Genomic DNA, 24,026 nt, shown 5'->3' with positions numbered 1-24,026 from the left:
GTTAGTCTCCTTGAATTATCGGTTGTCCCTTCGCTATATTTTCAATGACTTGGAAGAGAATAGTCACTTTTACTTTACCATTCTGTACTTCCTTGTGCAAAATCTTTTCTCCTTTTATTTTTGCTTCTTCCCCTAACTTTGATAACAAGTCTTTTTTGGCTATAGTAATTCCAGTTTTTACTGCATCTGATTCACCTATTTCGTGAACTGCCTTCTCAATCTCATTTATTTCAACTTCCTTATAGCTGATAGGCAGCTGCCAGCGCAAAAATTTAAACGGATGAACAGTTGTATCCTCTTCATACACCTGAAAATCCGGATCTCCAAAACCCCAGATTGGCAGCTCCCAATTACCGAATTGAATATAACGTTTGTCCTTTTCATTTCCTGTCATGACGGTCAATTCCTTTTTTAATGGAACCGTTACCTCCGCTCTATACCAGGTCTCAGCCATTATTTCCCCTTCTGCTGCAATAAATTGCTGATTTTTTTCCGCACCCATTTGCCCAGAAACTAGCATCTGTCCTGGTCTGACAAAATCATTTACAACAACCATAGGCTGTCCTTTTTTTACATACATACTGACAATTGTACCTTTTTTCGTTGCGACGAGATGTTGAGGACCTGTTTCTGCTTCTCGTTCCGGTTCATTTTTTTCCACTACGGTAAGTCTGTACACTGTACCATTCAGCTTAACGCCTACCCACGTAATCTCAGGAATATTGTTGGTCAGAATTCTTTGTATTTCTTCTGGAGAATCCGTTAAAAATTGAAGACTTCCAACTTCCACTCCGAGCTTGTCCAGTTCTTTCCAGATACGTTCCTCTGTCTTTGGTCCAGCCCCTTCAATTTGGATACCCCATATCATATTTGACAGCAGGAATAATAAAACAAAAAAACAAGCAAAACCAATCATAAATCCGCTATTAAAAATTAGCCGTTTTAAAAGAAAAGGAAAACCATGCTTGTCTATAAAACGAACGGACAAATTACTTTTCCTGACTGCCCGTCTTAATGGGTACAGTTTATTTAATGCTACTTGAAAGGTTACAGTATCCTGATCTAGTCTTCTTGCGTTCCAGATTAATATACCTTGTCTCGAGAGGCGATTTAAAAATCTTTCTATCCCTTTTCCAGTTACCTTTACTGTTACATACCCTAAAAAAAAGTGGATCCATTGATTTTTCACTACTTCTCCCCCTATTTGCTATCCAAATATGACACTTGGCTGATTCGCCCTTCCAGCAAAATCTCTTCAGGCAGAATTGCTTTAATCACTAAGCCTTTTCCTTTTATCAGTAATTGTCCATTGTCCAACAAAACACGAATCTCATTTTCGGCAAATGATAAAAGTCCTTTATGATTTTCTATGTATAGATGAAGCTGACCAATCATCGTTATGCGGGGTAAATCCATCATGACATCTGGGGGTAAGTCTAACTTTGTGGTTAAAAGATTCCGGAGTGCTGCTTTTAACTTTCGTGCCATATTAAGAGGCCCCCTTTCATCTCATATGTATGTTAAAAAAAGGAGGATTAGCACACTTTATCGGGGGTGCGAAGCAAGAAAAACGAAATAAAAAAAGGTGATCCCTTATCTATAGCAGTTCAGCTGTAAATGAACTTGAAATAGATCAGGACCAGCCCTTTATTTAAATATTTCTTCTTCTTTTAGCCTTTGGCGGTGATAAAATTTCTGCCCAAATCAGACCTTGAAGAACTTGGTCGGATGTTGGATCAAGCTTATATTTCTTTTTCGTTAATTCATTCTGTTCCACAGACCCAAGTTTAATCGGATTTGCACTCGCCTGTTCTTTTTTCTTTCTAGCTTCTGCTAACTCAGCCCGCTTAATCAATTCATTAGTCTCAGAAGAGATATTGACAGGTTGTGAAATCGTTTGGGGTTGGGTTTTAGTTTGGGGAGGAGGTGAAACCCTCTCTCTGTCCGCTGGCGTATGTCGAATAACCGTTTTCTTTGGCGGAATTCTTTCGTTCCTCTGTACCGGCTCTGTATTCTTCCTTTTAGAAAACAGAGAGGAAAGAATCCCCATTATCACAATGATAATAATGGGATTCTCCAGGATCATTTCAATGATAGTTGACAAAGGAGTTCCCTCCTTCCTTCATTTTATTTCTTCTTATCGTCTTTTTCTCCAGTCATTTTACCAATCGATTCTCTCATATCTGTATCAGCTGTAATATTCTTTAGATTCCAATAATCCATTACACCTAAATTGCCTGACCGTAAAGCCTCCGCCATCGCAAGCGGAACTTGCGCTTCAGATTCAACTACTTTTGCCTTCATTTCTTCTACGCGGGCTTTCATTTCTTGTTCTTGTGCAACGGCCATCGCTCGGCGTTCTTCGGCCTTAGCCTGTGCAATATTTTTGTCAGCTTCGGCCTGGTCAGTTTGCAGGATAGCCCCAATGTTTTTGCCGATATCAACGTCTGCTATATCAATCGAAAGAATTTCAAAGGCAGTTCCTGAATCAAGACCCTTCTGCAGGACAGTACGGGAAATCATATCCGGATTCTCCAATACCTTTTTATGGTCATTAGAGGAACCAATTGTACTAACAATCCCTTCACCAACACGGGCAATTACAGTTTCCTCGCCGGCACCACCGACTAAACGGTCAATATTTGCGCGAACTGTAATACGAGCTTTTGCCTTTACTTCAATCCCATCCATCGCAACCCCAGAGATAAATGGTGTTTCAATTACCTTTGGATTAACACTCATCTGTACAGCCTCTAGCACATCGCGTCCGGCTAGGTCAATAGCCGCACAACGCTCAAAGGATAGTTCAATATTGGCTCTTTGTGCCGCAATTAATGCATTCACGACTCTGTCGACATTACCACCTGCTAAATAGTGGCTTTCCAGTTGATTGGTATTTACATCTAGCCCCGCTTTGGACGCTTTAATCAACGGGTTAATCACTCGGCTTGGAATAACGCGCCGTAATCTCATTCCGATCAGGGTGAAAATACTAACTCTAACTCCAGCTGCTAATGCTGAAATCCACAGCATAACTGGAACAAATGTAAATAGAACGGCTAAAACAATAATTGCCAGCACGACTGCTACAATTAAAAATAATGTACTTGCTTCAAATACCATATTATTTACCTCCTCAAAGTCTTACTTTTTGTCTAAGCTGGTAATTTCACGTACTACTATTCTTGAGCCTTCTGCCTTAATTATTTTCACTTTGGCTCCTTTTTCCACATAGCCACCTTCCGTTACTGCATCAATCCGTTCGTCTCCCACTAAGATTGTTCCGGCAGGGCGTAAAGACGTATGGGCAACCCCGGTAACGCCGATTAATTCTAGCCGGCTTTTATTGGAAATATATCCTTTTTCCGAACTGGTTGAATCCTTTAAGATAATTTTATTAAAGATATGGATTCGCTTTCGGAAGACTTTAGATAAAACAAATCCGGCAGCGATTGCAATTATAATGGCAATTAATAAATAGATCCCCATTTGTGTCACACTCTCTCCTGCAATCAAAATACCCCATACAACTGCAATGAGCCCAATCCCCCCTAAAATACCGCCTGGGATGAAAAATTCTAAGAGTAAGAGGACAATTCCAATAACGAAAAGAATGAGAGATTCGTACCCGGCAAGCCCCGCTACTAAATGTCCATAGAAGAAAAGCAGCAATGAAGCAAGTCCCATTGTACCAGGTATTCCAAAACCAGGGGAATATAGCTCAACCACTAGCCCTATGCTCCCAATTGATAGGAGGATAGGTACGATGATTGGATTTGTCAGGAATCTCGCTAATTTCTCAAAAAAGCTTTCCTCCAGCTCTCTGACTTCCACATTCTCAAGGCCCATGCTATTTAATACATCGTCAATACTTGTAACTATTTCTTCCGCATACCCAACCTCTTTTGCTTGTTCTGCGGTAAGTGTCAGGAGTTCAGTCTCATCATCTCCATATTTTTCGATTTTAACCTTTTTATCGGCCATAGCCAATGCATACTTTGGATCGCGATCTTTATGTTTCGCCGCATTTTCCATCTCAGCGAGCCAATAGGATTGTGCTTTTAAATCGGCTGCATTTCCATCCTGATCAATAATCGCAGCTGATCCAATAGTTGCATTGGGAGTCATAAATATATAATCCATATAGAGGGAAATGTAGGCACCTGCAGATAATGCCTGATTATTAATAAAGGCTACAGTGTCTATATCGGCATGGGCTAGCAGATTTCCAATTTCACTTGCCGCATCTACTGCTCCTCCTGGTGTATTGACTTCAAAAATAATGGCTTTTGCTCCTTCTTCTTCAGCGGTTTCAATTGCCCTTGCTAAAAACGCTGATAAGCCTTTTTCGACAGTATCGTGTAAAGGCACAACGTAAACAAAATCCTGGTTTGCTTTAACACTTGACCCAAATCCCAGAATGACCGGGATAAGTAAAAGAACTGAAACAATTGTTACATACCATTTTTTCAAGAAACTCCCCCCTTTCCTGAGCACTATTATATACGTTTGGTAAATATGTAAGTTTCATTTATTGAAAAATAATTTGCAATGCAGGAAAAATATACCTTTTCATTTTAAACGAATCGTATGTCCTTTAATCTTGCTGGGTGGCTCAATTCAGGTCATTAAAAAAGACTGCAATCCATCGACTGCAGTCTTTTATATTAAGAAAGCTTTTGCATGACTAGCTTATTTACGAGTGAGCCTTCTGCTTTTCCTTTTACTTTAGGAATAACAGCTCCCATAACCTTGCCCATCTCTGATTTTGAAGTGGCACCTAAGCTTGTTATGACTTCATCAATAATTGCACTTAGTTCTTCTTCAGAAAGCTGTTCAGGCAAATATTCTTCAACAAACCTTAGTTCGGTTTGAATTTTTTCTACTAAATCGTCTCTTCCTGCTTTTTCAAACTCATGGAGGGAGTCTTTTCTTTGTTTGACTTCGCGAGAAAGGACGGTAAGCTCTTCTTCCTCGGAAAGCTCAGATTTCCCAACCTTAATAGCCTCGTTTTGCAGAGAAGCTTTGAGCATCCTGATCACAGAGAGCTTTTCTTTTTCTTTATTTTTCATGGCTTGTTTCATATCATCATTTAGTCGCTGAACAAGACTCATATCCTACACCTTCTTAGAACTTACGTTTTCTAGCAGCTTCAGATTTCTTCTTGCGTTTTACGCTTGGTTTCTCGTAAAACTCACGCTTTCTATATTCTTGTAAAGTTCCAGTTTTGGATACAGAGCGTTTGAAGCGACGAAGAGCATCCTCAAGCGACTCGTTTTTACGAACGATCGTTTTCGACATTCTTTATCCCTCCCTCCGAAACACAACACAGTAGAATCAAAGGTGACTCTCCTATCGTTGAAGCAAAGTTGACCATTTTAGGCCATATACCTAAAAAAATCATGTACCTATGAATTATAATACACTGTTTGAACTAGGTCAACAAGTGCTTACTATCTTACTAAAACTTATAACATTTTATTCTAAAAATTTTAAAGCGATTGGACATGTCCCTATCAGGATGGCCATACATTTTATTTAAAGGGGTGTACAAGGCGAATGTAACTGCCATTTGCCCATAGAAAGCTAAGAGGGTGTTTTTATGCTGTTTTTCCTGATTTTTTTGATCTGTATTGGCCTTTTTTTGTTTGGTATGTATCTTATGCGCAGCGGCCTATTTTCTTTCTCCGGTGAAAAATTAAACAGATGGCTATTCCGATTTACAAACAAGCCCATAAAAGGGATGGCCGCCAGCATTATTGTGACTGGACTCCTGCAATCAAGCTCGGCAGTAATGGTGATTACAGTGGGCTTAGTTTCTGCAGGCGCACTTACTTTCTCCCAAACAATTGGAATTATACTGGGTACCAACATAGGAACAACGTTTACGGCCGAATTTATGGCCTTTCCAATTGAACAGTATACTTTTCCGCTTCTCGTTTTAGGGGCATTTATAATTGGATTGGGAAGGGGAAAAGTTCGGTCGATTGGTTTTGTTTTATTTGGAATTGGTACCATCTTTACGGCAATGAGAGGGTTTAAGTGGATTGCTGAACCATTATCGTCTATATCCATGGTGGACAAGGGCTTCAATCTGATGAATGACAGCCTGATTTTTGCGCTCGTTTTAGGTATGATTTTTACAGCATGTATCCATTCAAGTTCAGCTACTATAGGAATTCTCATGAGTTTTTTGGCAAGCGGAACTATTAGTTTAGAGGCCTCAATCGCGGCCATGCTTGGAGCTAATATTGGCACCTGTATTACTGGCTGGATGGCTAGTATAGGTGCAAAAAAAGAGGCCAAATTAACCGCTTATGCTCATATTTGGCTAAACATTATCGGTGTCCTCTTATTTTTTCCATTCACTAAGTTACTCGGAGAAATGGCTTCAGGTTGGGCATCTTCCCCAGCCGTCCAGTTAGCACACTCTAGTGTCGTATTCAATATTGTTTCTTCGCTGTTAGTACTGCCTTTTGCTCAGCGATTTGGCCTGCTTATTGAAAAAATTCATGGAAAAAGGGCCTGACCCCTAGTGCGTTGATGCTTTACGCACTAGAGGTTTGGCCCCAACCATTAATAATCTGTTTTTGCAGTTAAACCCTTGACTATTTCGACTCCAGAGCTTGCCCCTAAACGGTTAGCTCCCGCCTCAATCATAGTTTCTGCATCTTGGGAACTTCTGATCCCGCCAGATGCTTTAACTCCCACATCAGGTCCTACCGTTTTTCTCATTAATTCAACGTCATGAGCAGTTGCTCCGCCTCCTGAAAATCCAGTAGAGGTTTTGACAAAGTCAGCACCAGCTTGAACAGCTAATTGACAAGCCTTTACTTTTTCTTCATCTGATAAAAGGGCTGTTTCAATAATCACTTTGGTTAAAACATTTCCTGCTGCCTCGACAACAGCACGAATATCATCAAGAACCACATCGTATAAACCGCTCTTTAAAGCACCGATGTTGATTACCATATCCACTTCGCCAGCTCCATTTTCTACTGCATTTTTTGTTTCAAATGCCTTGACTTCAGGCGTACTGGCACCTAAAGGAAATCCAATAACTGTACAGACTTTCACATCTGTATCCTTTAACTCTTCACTTGCAAGCTTTACCCAATATGGATTCACACAAACACTTGCAAAGTGATACTCTTTTGCTTCAGCGCAAAGTTTTATAATTTGTTCTTTCGTTGCCTCTGGCTTTAACAGAGTATGGTCAATCAGCTTCGCTATTTTTTCCATCGTTTTCTGCTCCCTTCAAATTGCAGTCTTTTGCTGCTCTGCCTGTTCATCGAGCACTCTGACAAACTTTCCTTCACAGTATGGATAACCAGGTTTTGTAATTTTTACTTTGACGAGCTTCCCAACCATTTCATCAGAGGCAGGGAACACAACTTTAAGATAATTGCCTGTAAAGCCTTCGTAAAGCCCGCTATCTGGATCCTCTTTGTATTTTTCTTCAGGGATTACATCTAAAACTTCATTTTCAAATTGGGAGGCATATTCTTTGCTTAATTGTTCAGACAAGGTAATCAGTCGGTTTACCCGGTCATTTTTAACTTCCTCATCCACTTGGTCTTCCATTCTTGCAGCAGGTGTTCCCGTTCTCTTTGAATAAGGGAACACATGGAGCTCAGAGAAACGGTGTTCTTTTACGAAATTATAGGTTTCCATAAATTCTTCTTCTGTTTCCCCTGGGAAACCGACAATTACGTCAGATGTAATCGCCAGATTTGGCATGACTTCTTTTAATTTAGTAAGACGCTCTGCAAAAAATTCCATTGTGTATTTTCTTCTCATCCGTTTCAAAACAGTGTTCGATCCAGATTGGATCGGGATGTGGAAGTGAGGGACAATCAAAGATGAATGGCGAATGACTTCAATGACCTCATCTGTCAATTGACTCGCTTCAATGGAAGAAATACGAAGACGTTTTAAGCCCGCCACATGTTTCTCCAAATCTTGAAGAAGTTTCGCTAAATTGTAATCCTTCAAATCCTCGCCATAACCGCCCGTATGAATTCCAGTAAGAACGATTTCTTTATAGCCCGCATCAACCAGCTGCTGGGCTTGACGAACAACTTCCTGCGGGTCACGAGAACGCATGAGTCCGCGTGCCCATGGAATAATACAAAACGTACAGAAGTTATTGCATCCTTCCTGAATTTTAAGAGATGCCCTTGTACGATCTGTAAAACTAGGAACGTCTAACTCCTCATATACCCGATTCTTCATGATGTTTCGTACAGCATTAATCGGTTGTCTTTCACGCTTATATTGCTCAATATATTCAAGCATCTTTTTGCGGTCTTGCGTTCCAACCACAATATCAACGCCAGGTATCGCCATAATTTCTGCAGGTGATGTTTGTGCATAGCAGCCAGTGACACAAATGACAGCGTCAGGATTTTTCCGAATCGCTCTGCGAATCACCTGTCTGCTCTTTTTATCCCCCGTATTCGTTACGGTACAAGTATTGATAACATAAACATCAGCTGTTTTTTCAAAATCAGTTCGTTCATAGCCTTCTTGCTGAAACAGCTGCCAAATAGCTTCTGTCTCATAATGATTAACTTTACATCCCAATGTATGAAACGCAACAGATGGCATTATATTCACCTCATTAATTCAAAATGATAGGAAATGGCGGACAAAACATAAAGCGGTGCTGTTTCTGTCCTTAAAATTCTTGGCCCTAATCCTACAGCTGTAAAACCATTATTTTCTAAAAACGAAACCTCTTCTGCTGTTAAACCGCCTTCCGGTCCAAAAATCACGATTATCGAATCCCCAGGGGACATATTACCTAATATAGATGCAAATTTGGAAGATTTTCCATTTTTGGCTTCCTCTTCGTAAGCAATCACTTTAAACCTATACTCCCGCCCGATTTCAAGAAGTTGCTCTAGTTCTACTGGCGGAATTATACTTGGGATTGTTGTTCTGTGGGATTGTTCTGCTGCTTCTTTTGCAATCTTTTCCCATCTGATCAGCTTTTTGTCGGACTTTTTGGGATCCCACTTTACAATAGAGCGAGCAGCATTAAAAGGGATAAATGTGCGGGCACCGAGCTCCGTTCCCTTTTGAATAATCCATTCGAATTTATCCCCTTTTGGCAGACCGCTCCCGATTGCAACTTTTATTGGCAACTCTTTTTCTTCCTGCTTCCACCCAATAGCTTTTGCCATAATCCTAGTCTCTTCTATTTGCAGAATTTCACATTGAGAAGAAGAGCCATTTGGGAGGACAGCGATCAAGTGATCTCCTTCTTTCATTCTCATGACACGCGAAATATGATGAGCATCTTCGCCAGTGATCCATATTTGGTCATTTTGGGTTTGATCAAAGCCAATAAAATAACGTTGCATGCGATTCACCTAGACTTCATTTTTCTTTGCAATAAAAGCCACCCAGTCTTCCATTGATAGAGTTTCAACGATTTCAAACCCATCTTTAATGAGTGCATCTTTTACCAGCTGTTTTTTCAGATTAATAATCCCTGATGTAATAAAGTATCCGCCTTTTTTAATCCGATTATAGGCATCTTCTGTAAAACGTACGATCACTTCTGCCAAAATATTGGCCACGATAACATCTGCTTCCTCTGTTACCTCTTCTAGCAGATTTCCTTGTCGTACAGTAACGATTTCCTGTACTTTATTTAATTTCGTATTTAGGATGGCAGATTGAACCGCGACTTCATCGAGATCTAATGCCAGTACCTTTTTTGATCCTAATAGAGCAGCCGCCACACTTAATACACCAGAGCCTGTTCCTACATCAATGACAGTATCTCCTGGTTTTACTGTTCTTTCTAGCGCCTGAATACACATGACAGTGGTCGGATGAGTTCCGGTGCCAAATGCCATTCCCGGGTCCAGTTCGATAATCAATTCGTCGCTGCTGACTGGTGTATACTGCTCCCAAGTCGGAACAATCGTAAAGCGTTCTGAAATTTTTACGGGATTATAATACTTTTTCCAGGCAGTCGCCCATTCTTCTTCGTGGACCTCTGAAATCGTTACTTTGTTTGCGCCAATATCAATATCAAACGTGGTCAGATTTCGAATCGCTTCTTTAATTTCCTCGACGGTTTCACCAAGAAAGCTGTTGACTGGCAGATACGCTTTAACTAGGACTCCTTCTCGCGGGTAATCATCTGGATTGAGTTGGTAGATTTCTCCGAATTGATCCTCTCTTTCTTTAATTAATTCGAAAGGATCCTCAATGACAACCCCGCTGGCGCCAGCTTCATGAAGAATATTTGAAACTGGTTCAATTGCTTCATTGGTTGTTTGGATACATATTTCCGACCATTTCAACTCTACCAACTCCCTATTATTATCTAAATGCTTTTTTTACTTTATCAAAAAAACTTTCCTGCTGCTCATCCGTAACAGTACCGCTTAGTTCAGCAAACTCTCGTAATAGCTGCTTTTGTCTTTCAGTAAGCTTAGTTGGAGTAACGATTCTTACCCGAACATGCTGATCGCCAACTCCATATCCTCTGACATTTGGAACCCCTTTGCCTTTCAAACGGAATCTCGTTCCAGTCTGAGTTCCAGCTGGTATCTTCAATTTCACACGGCCATGTAAGGTAGGTACTTCAACTTCATCCCCAAGCGATGCCTGAACAAAGGTAATTGGCATTTCGCAATAAATATCGTCGCCATCACGCTCAAAAAACTCATGAGGCTTCACCCGAAAAACGATGTATAAATCGCCAGCAGGTCCTCCATTGATTCCAGGTTCACCTTGACCTGACACCCGCAATTGCTGGCCATCGTCAATCCCTGCAGGAATTTTGACCTCAATTTTCTTGCGTTTTTTAACTTTGCCCGTTCCTCCGCACGTTGTACATTTATTCTTAATGATTTGGCCAGTTCCGCTGCAGTGGTGACAAACTCGACGGTTGACAATGCGGCCAAATGCAGTATTTTGTTCTTGACTTAATTGGCCTGTACCATGACAAAAGGAACATGTTTCTGGCTTTGTACCCGGCTTTGCACCGCTGCCTGCGCAGGTTGAGCATGTTTCCTCTTTTGGAATTTCAATGGTTGTTTCTTTTCCAAAAGCAGCTTCTTCAAAAGCTAATGTCATTGTATATTGTAAATCAGCACCCTGTCTTGGCGCGTTCGGATCTCTCCGTCGTGAAGAACCGCCGCCGAAGAAAGTTTCAAAGATATCTTCAAAGCCAAAGCCCCCGCCAAAATCACTTCCGCCAAAGCCGCCAAAGCCTTGGTTTGGATCCTGATGTCCAAATCGATCATATTGGACTCTTTTTTGATCATCACTTAAAACCTCATAGGCTTCCTTGACCTCTTTAAACTTTTCAGCTGCATCTGCTTCTTTATTAATGTCAGGATGATATTTTTTGGAGAGCTTTCGGTATGCTTTTTTTATCTCGTCTTTACTGGCGCTTTTACTGACGCCCAGCACTTCATAGTAATCCCTTTTGCTCAAGACACTCACTCCCGATTTGTTTCACATAAAGAGTATTGTACCATTAATTTTTTGCCTCTGACAATATACAAAACTTAGGCGATTAAGGGGTTCTTCTGCTCTCTGCCTGTTTTTTCTTAAAAAAAGCCAAAGCCAGATATGCTAGCTTTGACCTTTTTAATGGGCTGATTATTTTTTATCGTCTACTTCCTGGTATTCAGCATCTACGACATTATCATCTTTTTTTGTATTGGTTCCCGCTCCCTCAGCGCCGTCTTGGGCAGCTTGTGCCCCGGCCTGAGCCTGTTCGTAAAGCTTCACAGTTAAATTTTGGACAATTTCTTGAAGAGCGTCCTTTTTCGCTCTGATTTCTTCAAGATCTTTTTTCTCAATGGCAGCTTTCAGAGCTTCCTTCGCTTCTTCTGCTTTCTTCACTTCAGCATCATCCACTTTTCCTTCCAAATCTTTTAAAGTTTTTTCAGTTTGGAAGACAAGCTGGTCTGCTTCATTGCGAAGTTCAACTTCTTCTTTCCGCTTTTTATCCGCTTCTGCATTTTCTTCTGCTTCTTTAATCATTTTTTCGATTTCTTCTTCTGATAGTCCTGAAGAAGACTTAATGGTAATGGCTTGCTCTTTGTTTGTGCCTAAGTCTTTGGCACGAACATTTACAATACCGTTTTTATCAATATCAAAGGTTACTTCAATTTGCGGAATTCCTCTAGGTGCTGGCGGAATATCTGTTAATTGGAACCGTCCTAGCGTTTTATTATCTGCTGCCATTGGACGTTCACCTTGTAATACATGGATATCTACAGCTGTTTGATTATCAGCAGCAGTTGAGAATACTTGTGATTTAGAAGTTGGAATGGTTGTATTTCTTTCAATGAGTTTTGTGAATACGCCGCCCATTGTTTCAATTCCAAGAGATAGTGGAGTAACGTCAAGTAAAACAACATCCTTTACGTCTCCTGAAATCACTCCCCCTTGAATCGCAGCACCTAATGCTACAACTTCATCAGGGTTAACTCCTTTGTGCGGATCTTTCCCGATTTCTTTTTTAATCGCTTCCTGAACCGCTGGAATACGGGTGGAACCGCCAACTAAAATAACTTTATCAATATCTGCAGCGGATAACCCAGCATCTCTCATTGCCTGGCGCGTTGGTTCCATTGTTCTTTCTACTAAGGAAGCGGAAAGCTCATCGAATTTGGCACGGGTTAAAGTAACATCCAAGTGTAATGGTCCACTTTCTCCAGCTGTAATAAATGGAAGAGAAATTTGTGTGCTTGTTACACCTGAAAGATCTTTTTTCGCTTTCTCAGCAGCATCTTTTAAACGCTGTAATGCCATTTTATCTTTTGATAAGTCAATTCCATTTTCTTTTTTGAATTGCTCGACTAAATAATCAATGATGACTTGGTCGAAATCATCTCCACCTAATTGGTTGTCCCCGGCTGTTGCACGGACTTCAAAAACACCGTCTCCAAGCTCAAGGATCGATACGTCAAAAGTACCGCCGCCTAAGTCGTAAACAAGGATGGTTTGGTCTTCATCCATTTTATCTAATCCATATGCCAGTGCGGCAGCAGTAGGTTCGTTAATAATCCGCTCAACTTCTAGACCGGCAATTTTACCGGCGTCTTTGGTTGCTTGTCTTTGAGCATCATTGAAATATGCAGGAACTGTAATAACAGCTTTTTCTACTTTCTCGCCAAGATAATCTTCAGCATACGATTTTAGATACTGAAGAATCATCGCTGAAATCTGTTGAGGTGTATATTCTTTTCCTTCCACTTCAACTTTATAATCTGTACCCATGTGGCGTTTAATAGAAATAATCGTATTTGGGTTCGTAATCGCCTGACGCTTTGCAACCTCACCAATTTGGCGTTCGCCATTTTTAAAGGCAACCACAGAAGGTGTTGTACGATTTCCTTCCGGATTTGGGATAACCTTTGGCTCCCCGCCTTCTAATACAGCTACACATGAATTTGTTGTTCCTAAGTCAATTCCAATTATTTTACCCATGTCTAACTTCCTCCTATTACATATGTAGTTTATTCACTTACTTTAACCATGGATGGGCGAATCACGCGGTCTTTCAGTTTATAGCCCTTTTGAAATTCCTCTATCACAGTATCAGGTTCGTATTCGCTGCTGCTTTCCTTCATAACAGCTTGGTGGAGATGAGGATCGAACGGTTTGCCCGCTGCCTCAATCTGCTCAACCCCTGCATTTTTTAAAGCTTCTAAAATACTTTTATATACCATTTCCATACCTTGGAAAAAAGGACGCAAAGAGTCGTCCACTTGATCGGCTTTTAAAGCACGCTCAAAATTATCTAATGCTGGCAAAAGATCGGTCACTAAGCTTTGCGCTTTATATTTTTCAATCATTAGCTTTTCATTTTGGAGGCGACGTTTAAAATTCTCAAAGTCTGCATGCAATCTTAATTGCTTGTTTTCAGCTTCTTCTAATTTTTGTTCAAGTTCTCTGATTTTTTCATTTGCCAATGCAAGCTGATCTTTTTCATCCTCTCCTGAAGCACCCGATTTTTCTTCAGGCTGAATAGCTTCTTCTGCTTCAGTCACAGATTCTGTCTTTTCATTTTCCAAAGTTGTATCTTCCTTAATATTGTCTTGCTCCATTACCGTTTGATCATGTTCTGCGTTTTTATGCTCCAACGGTATTCACCTCCTCGAGATATGTAAGAATCAGGGTACTTCCAGCATGGATTGGAAATCAAATGCCAAAAAAAGTCCATAATGAAGAGCGAGAAATTAATGACACTCGCTCTCCCCTAAAAAATACCCTTGCAGTTTAGGAATGATACAGTTTTGTTAAAACGGATGTCAAGTCATTTCCTAAATAGTTCAGTAATGTAATGACCCGTGAATAATCCATTCGTTTTGGCCCCAAAACAGCAATCGTTCCTATTGGCTCCTCTCCCACTGTATAGGTTGCAGTAACGAGTGAACAGTTTTCCATAGCGGACGTATTGATTTCACGCCCAATTTTCACATGAATTCCAGATGGATTTTTCCTCATTAGATGGTAAAGCCTTTCGTCTGGGTTTTCGATCACTGACATTAAAGACTTAAACGTTTCAACATCGTGGAATTCCGGCTGATTTAAAATCTTCGTTTTTCCGCTAAAGAACAGTTTGTCATGTAAAGATACGTTTAACGTATCCCCCATCTGTGTCAAAATCTCTTTGAAGTTCTCGATATGACTTTTTAATACAATGGATACTTCTTTAAAAAATTTATTACGCAGGTCATAAAGAGGGACACCTTGTAGCTTGTCATTTAAAATATTCATCAGTTTCTCTATTTCTGTATTTTTAACAGAAGAAGGCAGATGAAATAATCGGTTCTCAACGTGACCTGTATCAGTTATGATAATGGCCACCGCAGTTTCCTGATTTATAGGAACAATTTCAAGCTTTTTAAGCTTATGTTCTTTAAATTCCGGACCTAATGCAATGGATGTATAGTCAGTTAAGTCCGAAATAATCTGTGCCGACTTTTGAATAACCTTTTCAAGTTCAAAAATTCGATCTGCAAAAATGGACCTTAGCGTTGACATATCCTCCACGGTAATTCGATTTGGCGAAAGTAAATGGTCAACGTAATATCGGTATCCTTTCTCGGATGGAACCCTTCCGGAAGAGGTGTGAGTTTTCTCAATGAAACCTAGCTCTTCCAGGTCAGCCATTTCATTCCTTATCGTAGCTGAGCTAAAGGAAATTTCCTCCTTTTTCGATAAAGAACGTGACCCGACAGGCTGTGCAGAACGAATAAAGTCATCAATAATCACCTGTAAAATTAATAATTGACGTTCAGTAAGCATGCACATCACCTCTATTAGCACTCATCACTACCGAGTGCTAAATCTATACTTTAAATTATCAAATGAAGCCTTAGATGTCAATGGATTTAATCGAGAATGAATGCTTGGAAAACTTCATTCCCCAGGAACCTTCCCTTTTTTGTCAGCCTGATAAATCCATCAGAAATTTCAATTAAGTCCTTTTCAGTTAATTCCCTTATTTCATCGGTATAAATCGATAATAATGAATCGCCGAATTTTTGCTCAAACACGGCTAAACTGACTCCGGCTGTTTTTCTTAATCCTAAAAATAATTGCTCTTCAATCTGTTCCTTTATACTTAGCTTATTCTCTTCAATGGCTGGAAGATTTCCTTCTTTAATGAAGGACATGTATTTTTTAAGCGGCCCGATGTTCCCTCTTCTGACCCCGGCAATGTAGCTATGGGCCCCTGCGCCAAAACCGTAATATTCTTCATTATCCCAGTAGGTAATATTATGTTTACTGTCATACCCTTCTAATGCAAAATTGCTGATTTCATACTGAATATATTGGTTTTGGTTTAATGCCTCAATTATATAATCGTACATATCGGCTTCTGTATCCTGACTTGGGAGTTTTAGCTTCCCTTTTCTCATTAAATTATAAAAAACCGTTTTTGGCTCCACAATTAACGAATAAAGCGATAAATGCGGAATCTTAAGTCCTAATGCAATATCTAAAGATTTTTTTACACTTTCTAATGTTTGTTTTGGCAGTGCATACATTAAATCGATGCTCATATTCTCAAAACCAATGTGTCTGGCAAGCTCGATACCTTTTAGAACTTCATCGGTTCGGTGGGTCCTCCCAATAGCTTCTAATACTTCATCATCAAACGTTTGTACCCCTATGCTTAAACGATTGACTCCATAGTTTTTTAGAATCGATAGTTTCTCTTCTGTTAAATCTTCAGGGTTCGCTTCGAAAGTGAATTCTCCCGACTCAGCTAAAGGTAAACGTTTCTGAATCGTTTCAAGTAAAATCGATAGCTGAGTGACACTTAAAGAAGTTGGGGTTCCGCCACCTACATAGATTGTCTTAAGCGGCTGGGAAACTGGGTACATTTTTAAAGTCAGATCGATTTCGCCCGCTAAGCTTGATAAATAGGCTTCTACCGGCTGGTTTTCGATAAAAAATTTATTAAAATCACAATAATGACAAATTTGGTGACAAAATGGGATGTGGATATACGCTGACTGGACCATAATGATGACACCTCCATAAATGGGCTGGATAGAAAAAGAGGCTGGACTTATGTCATCCACCCCCATTTTCAGAATTACTTGTTCTTTGACTGTGTATCGTCCATTTTTAACACGGCCATAAACGCTTCTTGCGGAACCTCGACCGATCCTACTTGTTTCATCCGCTTTTTTCCTTCTTTTTGCTTCTCTAATAATTTCCGTTTTCTTGAAATATCCCCGCCGTAACACTTGGCAAGCACGTTTTTTCTCATTGCTTTAATGGTTGATCGGGCAATGATTTTCTGTCCGACCGCGGCCTGAACCGGCACTTCAAATTGCTGACGCGGAATAAGCTCTTTTAACTTTTCAACAATTACCTTGCCTCGATCATAGGCAGAATCTCTATGGACAATAAAACTTAACGCATCTACTCTTTCTCCATTAAGCAGGATATCCATTTTAACAAGCTTTGATGCCTTATAGCCGATTAATTCATAGTCAAACGATGCATATCCCTTTGTTGAAGATTTTAACTGATCAAAGAAATCATAAACAATTTCTGATAGAGGGATTTCATATATAATACTGACACGGTTTTCATCTAAATACTGCATATCCACAAAAATACCGCGTTTTTCCTGGCAAATCTCCATAACAGCCCCAACATAATCATTAGGGACCATTATGGTTGCTTTAACATATGGTTCTTCAATCCGGTCAATTTTTTGCGGATCTGGCATATTAGACGGATTGTCGACCCTCACCTCGGAACCATCGGTCATGAAAACATTGTAAATAACACTAGGCGCAGTTGTAATCAGGTCGATTTTAAATTCCCTTTCAATTCGTTCCTGAATAATTTCCATATGAAGCAGACCTAAAAATCCGCATCGGAATCCAAAGCCAAGCGCTTGGGACGTTTCAGGTTCAAATTGCAGAGATGAATCGTTTAATTCTAGCTTCTCTAACGCTTCACGCAAATCGTTAAATTTAGCTGAATCGATTGGATAAAGACCGCAAAATACCATTGGATTTAATTTTCGATACCCTGGAAGCGGTTCAGTTGCGCCATTTTTTGCGTTTGTAATCGTATCCCCAACCCGTGTATCACTGACATTTTTAATGGCAGCCGTTAAGAATCCGACATCCCCAACCGTCAACTCGTCACATAGAGTAGCCTTCGGGTTGAATACTCCCACTTCCGTAACTTCGAACTCTGCACCGGTCGCCATCATTTTAATTTTATCCCCTGGCTTTACGGTTCCATCCATCACACGAATATAAGTTACCACTCCCCGATATGGGTCATATAAGGAATCAAAAATTAACGCCTTAAGCGGACCTTCCGGGTCGCCTTGTGGTGCAGGTATTTTTTCAACAATTTGTTCTAGAATCTCTTCAATCCCGATTCCCGCTTTGGCAGATGCTAAAACAGCATCAGATGCATCCAGTCCAATCACATCTTCAATTTCTTGACGAACTCGTTCAGGTTCAGCACTTGGCAGGTCGATTTTATTAATAACAGGTAAAATCTCAAGGTCATTATCTAAAGCCAAATAGACATTTGCTAAGGTTTGTGCTTCAATTCCTTGTGCTGCATCAACAACCAGAATAGCGCCTTCACATGCAGCTAAGCTTCGGGAAACTTCGTACGTAAAATCGACATGTCCCGGTGTATCAATCAGGTGAAAAATATAGTCCTCGCCATCTTTAGCTTTATATTTTAATTGAACAGCATTTAATTTAATCGTAATGCCCCGCTCTCTCTCAAGGTCCATCGAATCGAGAAGCTGATCCTTCATTTCACGTGCTGTTAATGCATTAGTTTTTTCTAGTATTCTGTCTGCAAGAGTTGATTTTCCATGGTCAATATGAGCGATAATGGAAAAATTACGGATTCGCTCTTGCCTTCTGCGTCTGTCTTCGTTATTCATTCGGTTCACTCCTACTAAATTACCGCAAAATACACTAATCTTCATTATATCAGCGTAAAGAAAACTTGGCTAGTACCAAGCCGTAAGGCGCAGGTAATAGCCTAGTTGCACTTATACTTATACCTAAAATTGGCTACTGCGTCGACTAACCTTCTTCGCTGCCAATTTATCTAATAGTATAAAGAAAACTTGGCTAGTACCAAGCCGTAAGGCGCAGGTAATAGCCTAGTTGCACTTATACTTTATTCCTTAAATTGGCCGCTGCGTCGAATAACATCCATGCTGCCAATTTATCTTAAAGTATAAAGAAAACTTGGCTAGTACCAAGCCGTAAGGCGCAGGTAATAGCCTAGTTGCACTTATACTTTATTCCTTAAATTGGCCGCTGCGTCGAATAACATCCATGCTGCCAATTTATCTTAAAGTATAAAGAAAACTTGGCTAGTACCAAGCCGTAAGGCGCAGGTAATAGCCTAGTTGCACTTATACTTTATTCCTTAAATTGGCCGCTGCGTCGAATAACATCCATGCTGCCAATTTATCTTAAAGTATAAAGAAAACTTGGCAGTACCAAGCGGTCTGAGTGCGAAGGCGTGCCAAAAAGAAAAGCGTTTCAAAAATGAAACGCCAGATTAAGTGATTAAACTTAGTATACCTCCTAAAACAGACAGTATCCCCTGAATAAAACCAGTTATAAATTGGGCGAGACTTTTTCCGATCTGAGAAAAGAGATTAAAGGTTTTAACTTCCTCGAGCTGTTTCTGCTTAGCTTCAAGATCATGAGAAGAAAGATTATTCCCTAAAAAGGATGCTTCTACCTCACCAGAAGCTGCTTCTTCGATCGATACAGGTTCCTGAAAACTAGGATCTTGATAACCCCGCATTTTTACCATGCCTTCATTGGCATATTGCATCCCTATCAAAACTCCAAAAAACAGGATAAATGTGAGGGTTATAACCTTTAAAATAAATCTTTTCATGCCCAGAACTCCTTTAAATCAGCTAAATTCCCTTTCATCTCTTTGGACTATTGCTGCGTTTTATCCGTTTCCTCATCGGCATTGACAGCTTCTGCCTGCCAATAATATTCGCTAAAAACTTCAGCAAAAGCTTCTGCGGTATTGTAAAGCTCTTCAAAGTTATTTTCGTATCCGCCAATTTCTATTAATAAAGCATTTCCATGTAAGTCTTGATTGTATACACCATCCACCCCGGTTCCTGCCTTTGAGACAACTTTTCTGCTTATACCCGGATAGGCTTCGTTAAGTCTTTTGTGAAGATCTTCTGCGATTTTTTTATTTTTTTCAAAATCCGGATTTTCCCTGCCATATACAAACATGATTTTTGCATAGGACTTCCCATTTATTTCGATTGTAGTTTTTTCTCTCGGTTGTGAATCCCTATGAATATCCATTACATAACTTACATCTCGGTTAGCTGCTAATGCATCTTGAACCACTGGCCGGGACAAATCGTACGCAACGCTATAATCCAAGCCATCATTGATGATCTTTCCGATAAAATCTGTTTTATCTACTGCTGTCCCAATGCCTCTTTGCTCAAGCTCTTCCTTGAGACGGTCCCCTACCTTTGTTACATTCACTTCCGAATGCTGGGCAAGATCCGGATCGGTGACTCCTTCTAAATGAGGCAAAAAGGATTCACGGTTATGGGTGAAATATATATAAACCACGTCTTTTTCCCCAGTCGATTGCTCTGGAGGCGGGGCTGTGTCTTCATCTGCAGGTGCCGGGTCGATATCTTCCGTATTTTTGACAGGCACATCTTTTTCAATTTTTTTAATAGGCGGTGTTGATTCAATGGGCATATCCGTATAATCACTGCCATCCCTTGGAGCAATCACTTTCTGATGAAAAGCATATAAGCCCGGAAGCTCTCTTCCCAAAAAACTTGTAGGATCATCAAACTCAATATTCGTAGCCATTGCTAAAAGAGGTTTGGCCAGTGAAATTTTTTGCTCATTCTTTGGCAGCCCTTCTAAAAAATAGCGATTTTCCGTCCCCATAATTGCATAAAGCATTTCGATATCAAGTTCAGCCACAGCATTATGAACATTTAACGAAGATAAACGGAAAGAATCATTTAACTTCGTAATGATTCCACTTACAGAAAAAAGAAGAAACATCACTGATATAAATATTCCAACGGCTTTTACAATATGGATCCCCTCAATAGTTATAAATGGACTTTGACGACGATAAGGTTTCACTCTCGTTCTCCTTTCTTCTAAAAACTTATTCCTACTTTATGAATTTAATAGAGAAGATAGAACCTTATCGTCCAGATTGTCCTCCAAATTATTTCGTTTTAAATCCTGCATCGCTTTGATCTATAGCCTCATGAAGGGCGGCATTTAGTGCGTTAGCTACTAGATTTGCCGTATCTTCAATAAACACATCCACTTCTTTAGGTGTCACCATTAAATTATGGCCGATTGGAGCCAATACTTCAGATATTAATTGTCGTTTTTCATTTTCTTCTAATGTTCCAACCAGTCCGAGGAATGATTTCCGTTGTTCCTCGCCTGGGAGATCTTCTTCCGTATAGACTCTTTTTTCTCCAAACGTCATTCCCGCTGGAGTTAGCGCTTTGGATGGTTTACCTTGTTCTTTAATTTCTCTGCCAAAATGCTTCAAAATAAAGTCAATTGTGTCACTTGTAATGGTCACAGCGTCAACTACGGTTGGAACACCGACAGAAATCACTGGTATTCCTAGCGTTTCTTGGCTCAGTTCTTTTCGCTTATTTCCTACCCCTGAACCAGGATGGATTCCCGTATCTGAAATTTGGATCGTAGCATTTACACGTTCAATTGAACGGGATGCCAGCGAATCAATCGCTATCACAAAATCAGGCTTTGTTTTATTAACCACTCCATAGATAATATCGCTTGTCTCAATTCCTGTTAATCCCATAACTCCTGGTGCTAACGCGCTTACGGGGCGGTATCCTTCATCCACAGACTCGGGCTGCAGCTCAAATAAATGTCTTGTAATAAACATATTTTCACAAACTAAAGGACCTAGTGCATCTGGTGTGACATTCCAGTTCCCTAAACCGACTACAAGACATGAAGCATCCTTAGAAATCCCTTTATCCGAAAGGAAGGCGCTGAATTCTCGGGCAAGCACTTCTTCTACGCGCTGCTGCAAAACCGTATCTTGCTGCCTGATTCCTTGCGCTTCCACGGTTAAGTATCGGCCCCTCTTTTTTCCAATTGTCTGTTCGCCTGCTTCAGAAACGATGACTTCTGTAATTTTGATGCCATCTTCTTGTCTTTCTTTTATTTGAACTCCTTCCAGTTCAGAAAGTGCTTCCTTTTGCTCTTTATTTTGCTGTTCGACAACCATCTGTCTTGCTTCTACGGCAAGGTCTGTTCTCACCGCATATTTAGAAAGGTCTATCGATTGCTGTTCCATTCAATATTCACTCCTTAAGTTCCCAGATTCTCATTTTCTAGGTTCGCCCTTTGACGGAAACTTCATACGAAGATTCCTTCAAATTCCATTTCTGCAGGTCGATTTTCATTTTATACAGGACAAACTAGAGTGAACTTGAAGGAAACTATTGCAATTAAATAATGGCTTTGTTAGAATATCACTTGTTCTTATTTAAAAATCGGTAACTGAAACAGAGTTTGATACAACTCCGAATCCGATTAGGAGGTGACTAGCATGCCAAATATTAAATCAGCTATTAAGCGTGTTAAAACAACAAATGTACGTAACGCTCAAAACGCAGCGCAAAAATCTGCAATGCGTACAGCCGTTAAAAAGGCTGAAGCAGCGATTGCTAATAAAGACGTTGAAGCAGCAAAAGCTTCTGTTGTTAATGCAACAAAAGAGCTTGATAAAGCCGCAACAAAAGGTTTAATCCACAAAAATGCTGCAGCTCGCAAAAAATCTCGTCTAGCAAAGCAAATTAATTCTCTAAACGCATAAACAGCGCCTTTTACAGCGCTGTTTTTTTGTTTCTGATCTGATGAATTTGTAAGAGCAGGAGCTCAAGAATCAGTTCTTTATCCATTTTTCCAGTTTTCATTTGATAATCCGCCTGCGCAAATGCCTGCATGATTGAATAGAGTTCTTCCTGCTTAAATAATTGACTTTGTTTTAGGGCGATTTGAATCCGAAAGGGGGCTGCACCTAAAATCGAGGCAATCTGCTTTTGTCCATAGCCTTTTTGAGCATATGCCTTCGCCTGGTAAATCACCCTAAATTGAGAGGCAAGCAAAGCAATTATTTTAATTGGCTCTTCATTTTGTTTTAATAAATCATGTAAAATCGCAAAGCTTTGTTTCGTATCTTTCCGAACTACTTTATCCACAAATGAAAAAATATTATTTTCTAATGATTTAGCAACTAATAATTCGACCTCTTCAGCGGTTACAGACTTTTGATCACCTGCATAAAGCGCTAATTTTTCAACCTCTTGATTTAACATCCACGCTTGATTGCCGCCTAATTGCAAAAGCCTTTCAAACGCATCCTGGTTTAAATGCAAGCCATACTGATCTAACTGCTCTTTCACCCATTGTTCAAGCTGATTGCCAGATACAGGCTTAGCCTCGACAACAACGGCATGCTTTTTAAGTGATTTCGTTATTTTTTTCCGATCATCCAATTTTTCATAAGGTGCCAAAATTACTAGAATGGAACTAGGATTTGGAGTCTGTAAATACTCTTCAAGCTTATCCACATTGTGTTCAGGTGCGCTTAATTTCTTTTCAGACGTTAAAAAAAAGGGCTTGTCTATTAAAATAATCCTTCTTTCTCCAATAAAAGGCAGAGTTTGGGCATCGTCAATTGCACTTTCAAGCGGAGCTTCTTCCATATCATAATGGGATAAATTAAAATCCATGGTATCCTCATCAAGAGAATTTTTTATGAGTAATTGTTTCGTTTTATTCATAATATATGTATCTGTACCGCATATTAAATAAATAGGAGCGAATTGCTTTTTTTTAATTTGCTTCCACACATCCACAATGCATCTATCCAATCCTTTTTCTTTTATGGTAAGAGAATGTATGGCTTTATGCAAGGAAAAAAGGGAGAAAGAAAGTTCGATCAAAAACGGCACGTACTGTGCCAGCATCGAACCACCTCACGACACGTGTGAGGCAGCGGAAAGAGAGCGGATTTGTAAATATCAACAACCGAATTTAACATAGCCTATAAAAAAAACAAAAGGAATTGGCTATCCCTTAAGCGCCAATTCCCCTTTATTTAAACGCCAATGAAAAAGACCTAGGACCCTTCTTCATTGGCGGGATCCCTTTGTACTTGTAGTTTGACCCTTCACGACTAAAGTATTTGTGTAAACTCTTGTCATATTTAGAAATGAGTCCTTAAGTCGAATTGGTAATTTAGGCAGAAAGGCTAGATTTTTACAAAGCATTATTTTATACTTAAATGGAAATAGGAGGGGTAGTAAGTGAATCAGTTTGAAAAAGATGTCCAAAGCAAACGTAATGATTTTACAGATTCAATTGTAGGTTTTGTTGTTTCATTCGGTTTCTTTGCAACCATGTTCATTATTGCTACTGTAATTGAGGTTTTGGGAAGATAAT

24 protein-coding genes are annotated in these 24,026 nt (G+C 39.9%); 3 read left to right on the top strand and 21 right to left on the bottom strand.

The window, feature by feature from the left end; translation table 11 throughout:
* Position 1: 1 nt before the first annotated feature.
* From yqfD to rpsU, 7 genes are all read right to left on the bottom strand, one after another.
* The gene (yqfD, locus tag MLE14_RS04685; RefSeq protein WP_243297174.1) at positions 2-1,189 is read right to left on the bottom strand and encodes a sporulation protein YqfD; all 1,188 of its coding nucleotides are present in this window, start codon (positions 1,187-1,189) and stop codon (positions 2-4) included.
* Positions 1,190-1,200: 11 nt separating this feature from the next.
* The gene (gene yqfC, locus MLE14_RS04680; RefSeq protein ID WP_243297173.1) at positions 1,201-1,488 is read right to left on the bottom strand and encodes a sporulation protein YqfC; all 288 of its coding nucleotides are present in this window, start codon (positions 1,486-1,488) and stop codon (positions 1,201-1,203) included.
* A 163-nt stretch (positions 1,489-1,651) separates the two neighbouring features.
* Positions 1,652-2,104 carry a hypothetical protein gene (locus tag MLE14_RS04675; protein ID WP_243297172.1) on the bottom strand — a complete coding sequence of 151 codons (453 nt, stop codon included), beginning with the start codon at positions 2,102-2,104 and terminating at the stop codon, positions 1,652-1,654.
* 23 nt (positions 2,105-2,127) lie between these two features.
* A complete protein-coding gene (gene floA, locus MLE14_RS04670) occupies positions 2,128-3,123 on the bottom strand; it encodes a flotillin-like protein FloA (protein ID WP_243297171.1) in 996 nt (331 codons plus the stop codon).
* 21 nt (positions 3,124-3,144) lie between these two features.
* Complete coding sequence (locus tag MLE14_RS04665; protein WP_243297170.1) at positions 3,145-4,473, bottom strand: NfeD family protein; 1,329 nt, start codon at positions 4,471-4,473, stop codon at positions 3,145-3,147.
* Between the two features lie 194 nt (positions 4,474-4,667).
* Positions 4,668-5,114, bottom strand: a complete 447-nt coding sequence (locus MLE14_RS04660) for a GatB/YqeY domain-containing protein (protein WP_243297169.1) — start codon at positions 5,112-5,114, stop codon at positions 4,668-4,670.
* Positions 5,115-5,127: 13 nt separating this feature from the next.
* Positions 5,128-5,301 carry a 30S ribosomal protein S21 gene (gene rpsU, locus MLE14_RS04655; RefSeq protein ID WP_097157280.1) on the bottom strand — a complete coding sequence of 58 codons (174 nt, stop codon included), beginning with the start codon at positions 5,299-5,301 and terminating at the stop codon, positions 5,128-5,130.
* Between the two features lie 301 nt (positions 5,302-5,602).
* Between rpsU and MLE14_RS04650 the strand changes: the two genes are divergently transcribed.
* Positions 5,603-6,529 (top strand): Na/Pi symporter, encoded by a 927-nt coding sequence (locus tag MLE14_RS04650; protein ID WP_243297168.1) that lies wholly within the window; start codon positions 5,603-5,605, stop codon positions 6,527-6,529.
* Positions 6,530-6,576: 47 nt separating this feature from the next.
* On the opposite strand, the gene deoC is transcribed toward MLE14_RS04650, so the two are convergent.
* The 13 genes from deoC to gpr all read right to left on the bottom strand — a co-directional run bounded on the left by deoC (position 6,577) and on the right by gpr (position 21,873).
* Positions 6,577-7,242: a deoxyribose-phosphate aldolase gene (gene deoC / locus MLE14_RS04645; RefSeq protein ID WP_243297167.1), complete on the bottom strand. Its 666-nt coding sequence runs from the start codon at positions 7,240-7,242 to the stop codon at positions 6,577-6,579.
* A 15-nt stretch (positions 7,243-7,257) separates the two neighbouring features.
* Positions 7,258-8,610 (bottom strand): tRNA (N(6)-L-threonylcarbamoyladenosine(37)-C(2))-methylthiotransferase MtaB, encoded by a 1,353-nt coding sequence (gene mtaB, locus MLE14_RS04640; protein ID WP_243297166.1) that lies wholly within the window; start codon positions 8,608-8,610, stop codon positions 7,258-7,260.
* 5 nt (positions 8,611-8,615) lie between these two features.
* Positions 8,616-9,368: a 16S rRNA (uracil(1498)-N(3))-methyltransferase gene (locus tag MLE14_RS04635; RefSeq protein ID WP_243297165.1), complete on the bottom strand. Its 753-nt coding sequence runs from the start codon at positions 9,366-9,368 to the stop codon at positions 8,616-8,618.
* Positions 9,369-9,377: 9 nt separating this feature from the next.
* Entirely contained in the window at positions 9,378-10,322 is a 945-nt protein-coding gene (prmA, locus tag MLE14_RS04630) for a 50S ribosomal protein L11 methyltransferase (RefSeq protein WP_243297164.1), read from the bottom strand.
* A 19-nt stretch (positions 10,323-10,341) separates the two neighbouring features.
* Complete coding sequence (gene dnaJ / locus MLE14_RS04625) at positions 10,342-11,463, bottom strand: molecular chaperone DnaJ (RefSeq protein WP_243297163.1); 1,122 nt, start codon at positions 11,461-11,463, stop codon at positions 10,342-10,344.
* Between the two features lie 168 nt (positions 11,464-11,631).
* A complete protein-coding gene (gene dnaK, locus MLE14_RS04620) occupies positions 11,632-13,470 on the bottom strand; it encodes a molecular chaperone DnaK (protein WP_243297162.1) in 1,839 nt (612 codons plus the stop codon).
* A gap of 29 nt (positions 13,471-13,499) precedes the next feature.
* On the bottom strand, positions 13,500-14,090 hold the full coding sequence (gene grpE, locus MLE14_RS04615; protein ID WP_243297281.1) for a nucleotide exchange factor GrpE: 591 nt from the start codon (positions 14,088-14,090) through the stop codon (positions 13,500-13,502).
* 172 nt (positions 14,091-14,262) lie between these two features.
* Positions 14,263-15,294, bottom strand: coding sequence for a heat-inducible transcriptional repressor HrcA (hrcA, locus tag MLE14_RS04610; RefSeq protein ID WP_243297161.1), 1,032 nt, complete (start codon positions 15,292-15,294; stop codon positions 14,263-14,265).
* An 86-nt stretch (positions 15,295-15,380) separates the two neighbouring features.
* Positions 15,381-16,520 carry a radical SAM family heme chaperone HemW gene (gene hemW, locus MLE14_RS04605; RefSeq protein ID WP_243297160.1) on the bottom strand — a complete coding sequence of 380 codons (1,140 nt, stop codon included), beginning with the start codon at positions 16,518-16,520 and terminating at the stop codon, positions 15,381-15,383.
* Between the two features lie 74 nt (positions 16,521-16,594).
* Positions 16,595-18,433 (bottom strand): translation elongation factor 4, encoded by a 1,839-nt coding sequence (gene lepA, locus MLE14_RS04600; protein ID WP_243297159.1) that lies wholly within the window; start codon positions 18,431-18,433, stop codon positions 16,595-16,597.
* A 632-nt stretch (positions 18,434-19,065) separates the two neighbouring features.
* Positions 19,066-19,413, bottom strand: a complete 348-nt coding sequence (locus MLE14_RS04595; protein WP_243297158.1) for a YqxA family protein — start codon at positions 19,411-19,413, stop codon at positions 19,066-19,068.
* A 47-nt stretch (positions 19,414-19,460) separates the two neighbouring features.
* Complete coding sequence (gene spoIIP, locus MLE14_RS04590) at positions 19,461-20,663, bottom strand: stage II sporulation protein P (RefSeq protein WP_243297157.1); 1,203 nt, start codon at positions 20,661-20,663, stop codon at positions 19,461-19,463.
* 88 nt (positions 20,664-20,751) lie between these two features.
* The gene (gene gpr, locus MLE14_RS04585) at positions 20,752-21,873 is read right to left on the bottom strand and encodes a GPR endopeptidase (protein ID WP_243297156.1); all 1,122 of its coding nucleotides are present in this window, start codon (positions 21,871-21,873) and stop codon (positions 20,752-20,754) included.
* Positions 21,874-22,128: 255 nt separating this feature from the next.
* On the opposite strand from gpr, the gene rpsT reads away from it, so the two are divergent.
* Positions 22,129-22,395 (top strand): 30S ribosomal protein S20, encoded by a 267-nt coding sequence (gene rpsT / locus MLE14_RS04580; RefSeq protein ID WP_243297155.1) that lies wholly within the window; start codon positions 22,129-22,131, stop codon positions 22,393-22,395.
* Positions 22,396-22,405: 10 nt separating this feature from the next.
* Here the strand turns inward: rpsT and holA are convergent, their stop codons facing one another.
* A complete protein-coding gene (holA, locus tag MLE14_RS04575; RefSeq protein ID WP_243297154.1) occupies positions 22,406-23,551 on the bottom strand; it encodes a DNA polymerase III subunit delta in 1,146 nt (381 codons plus the stop codon).
* A gap of 339 nt (positions 23,552-23,890) precedes the next feature.
* Here holA and MLE14_RS04570 point away from each other — a divergent pair, with 339 nt between their 5' ends.
* Positions 23,891-24,025, top strand: a complete 135-nt coding sequence (locus MLE14_RS04570) for a YqzM family protein (protein ID WP_243297153.1) — start codon at positions 23,891-23,893, stop codon at positions 24,023-24,025.
* Position 24,026 lies beyond the last annotated feature (1 nt).

The organism is Bacillus litorisediminis (assembly GCF_022808645.1).
In the GTDB taxonomy this organism is placed as follows: domain Bacteria; phylum Bacillota; class Bacilli; order Bacillales; family JC228; genus Bacillus_BF; species Bacillus_BF litorisediminis.
The sequence above is the reverse complement of the archived record's forward strand: the minus strand, read 5'-3'. Positions and strand labels throughout refer to the sequence as shown.

What these genes read in the sequence shown, in the direction of transcription:
- yqfC (WP_243297173.1), bottom strand. Translation starts at nt 1,488, where the DNA reads ATGGCACGAAAGTTAAAAGCAGCACTCCGGAATCTTTTAACCACAAAG.
- rpsU (WP_097157280.1), bottom strand. Translation starts at nt 5,301, where the DNA reads ATGTCGAAAACGATCGTTCGTAAAAACGAGTCGCTTGAGGATGCTCTT.
- hemW (WP_243297160.1), bottom strand. Translation starts at nt 16,520, where the DNA reads ATGGTCCAGTCAGCGTATATCCACATCCCATTTTGTCACCAAATTTGT.
- hrcA (WP_243297161.1), bottom strand. Translation starts at nt 15,294, where the DNA reads ATGCTTACTGAACGTCAATTATTAATTTTACAGGTGATTATTGATGAC.
- rpsT (WP_243297155.1), top strand. Translation starts at nt 22,129, where the DNA reads ATGCCAAATATTAAATCAGCTATTAAGCGTGTTAAAACAACAAATGTA.
- MLE14_RS04660 (WP_243297169.1), bottom strand. Translation starts at nt 5,114, where the DNA reads ATGAGTCTTGTTCAGCGACTAAATGATGATATGAAACAAGCCATGAAA.
- gpr (WP_243297156.1), bottom strand. Translation starts at nt 21,873, where the DNA reads ATGGAACAGCAATCGATAGACCTTTCTAAATATGCGGTGAGAACAGAC.
- MLE14_RS04650 (WP_243297168.1), top strand. Translation starts at nt 5,603, where the DNA reads ATGCTGTTTTTCCTGATTTTTTTGATCTGTATTGGCCTTTTTTTGTTT.
- dnaK (WP_243297162.1), bottom strand. Translation starts at nt 13,470, where the DNA reads ATGGGTAAAATAATTGGAATTGACTTAGGAACAACAAATTCATGTGTA.
- floA (WP_243297171.1), bottom strand. Translation starts at nt 3,123, where the DNA reads ATGGTATTTGAAGCAAGTACATTATTTTTAATTGTAGCAGTCGTGCTG.
- MLE14_RS04595 (WP_243297158.1), bottom strand. Translation starts at nt 19,413, where the DNA reads ATGAAAAGATTTATTTTAAAGGTTATAACCCTCACATTTATCCTGTTT.
- grpE (WP_243297281.1), bottom strand. Translation starts at nt 14,090, where the DNA reads ATGGAGCAAGACAATATTAAGGAAGATACAACTTTGGAAAATGAAAAG.
- MLE14_RS04635 (WP_243297165.1), bottom strand. Translation starts at nt 9,368, where the DNA reads ATGCAACGTTATTTTATTGGCTTTGATCAAACCCAAAATGACCAAATA.
- holA (WP_243297154.1), bottom strand. Translation starts at nt 23,551, where the DNA reads ATGCTGGCACAGTACGTGCCGTTTTTGATCGAACTTTCTTTCTCCCTT.
- lepA (WP_243297159.1), bottom strand. Translation starts at nt 18,433, where the DNA reads ATGAATAACGAAGACAGACGCAGAAGGCAAGAGCGAATCCGTAATTTT.
- mtaB (WP_243297166.1), bottom strand. Translation starts at nt 8,610, where the DNA reads ATGCCATCTGTTGCGTTTCATACATTGGGATGTAAAGTTAATCATTAT.
- deoC (WP_243297167.1), bottom strand. Translation starts at nt 7,242, where the DNA reads ATGGAAAAAATAGCGAAGCTGATTGACCATACTCTGTTAAAGCCAGAG.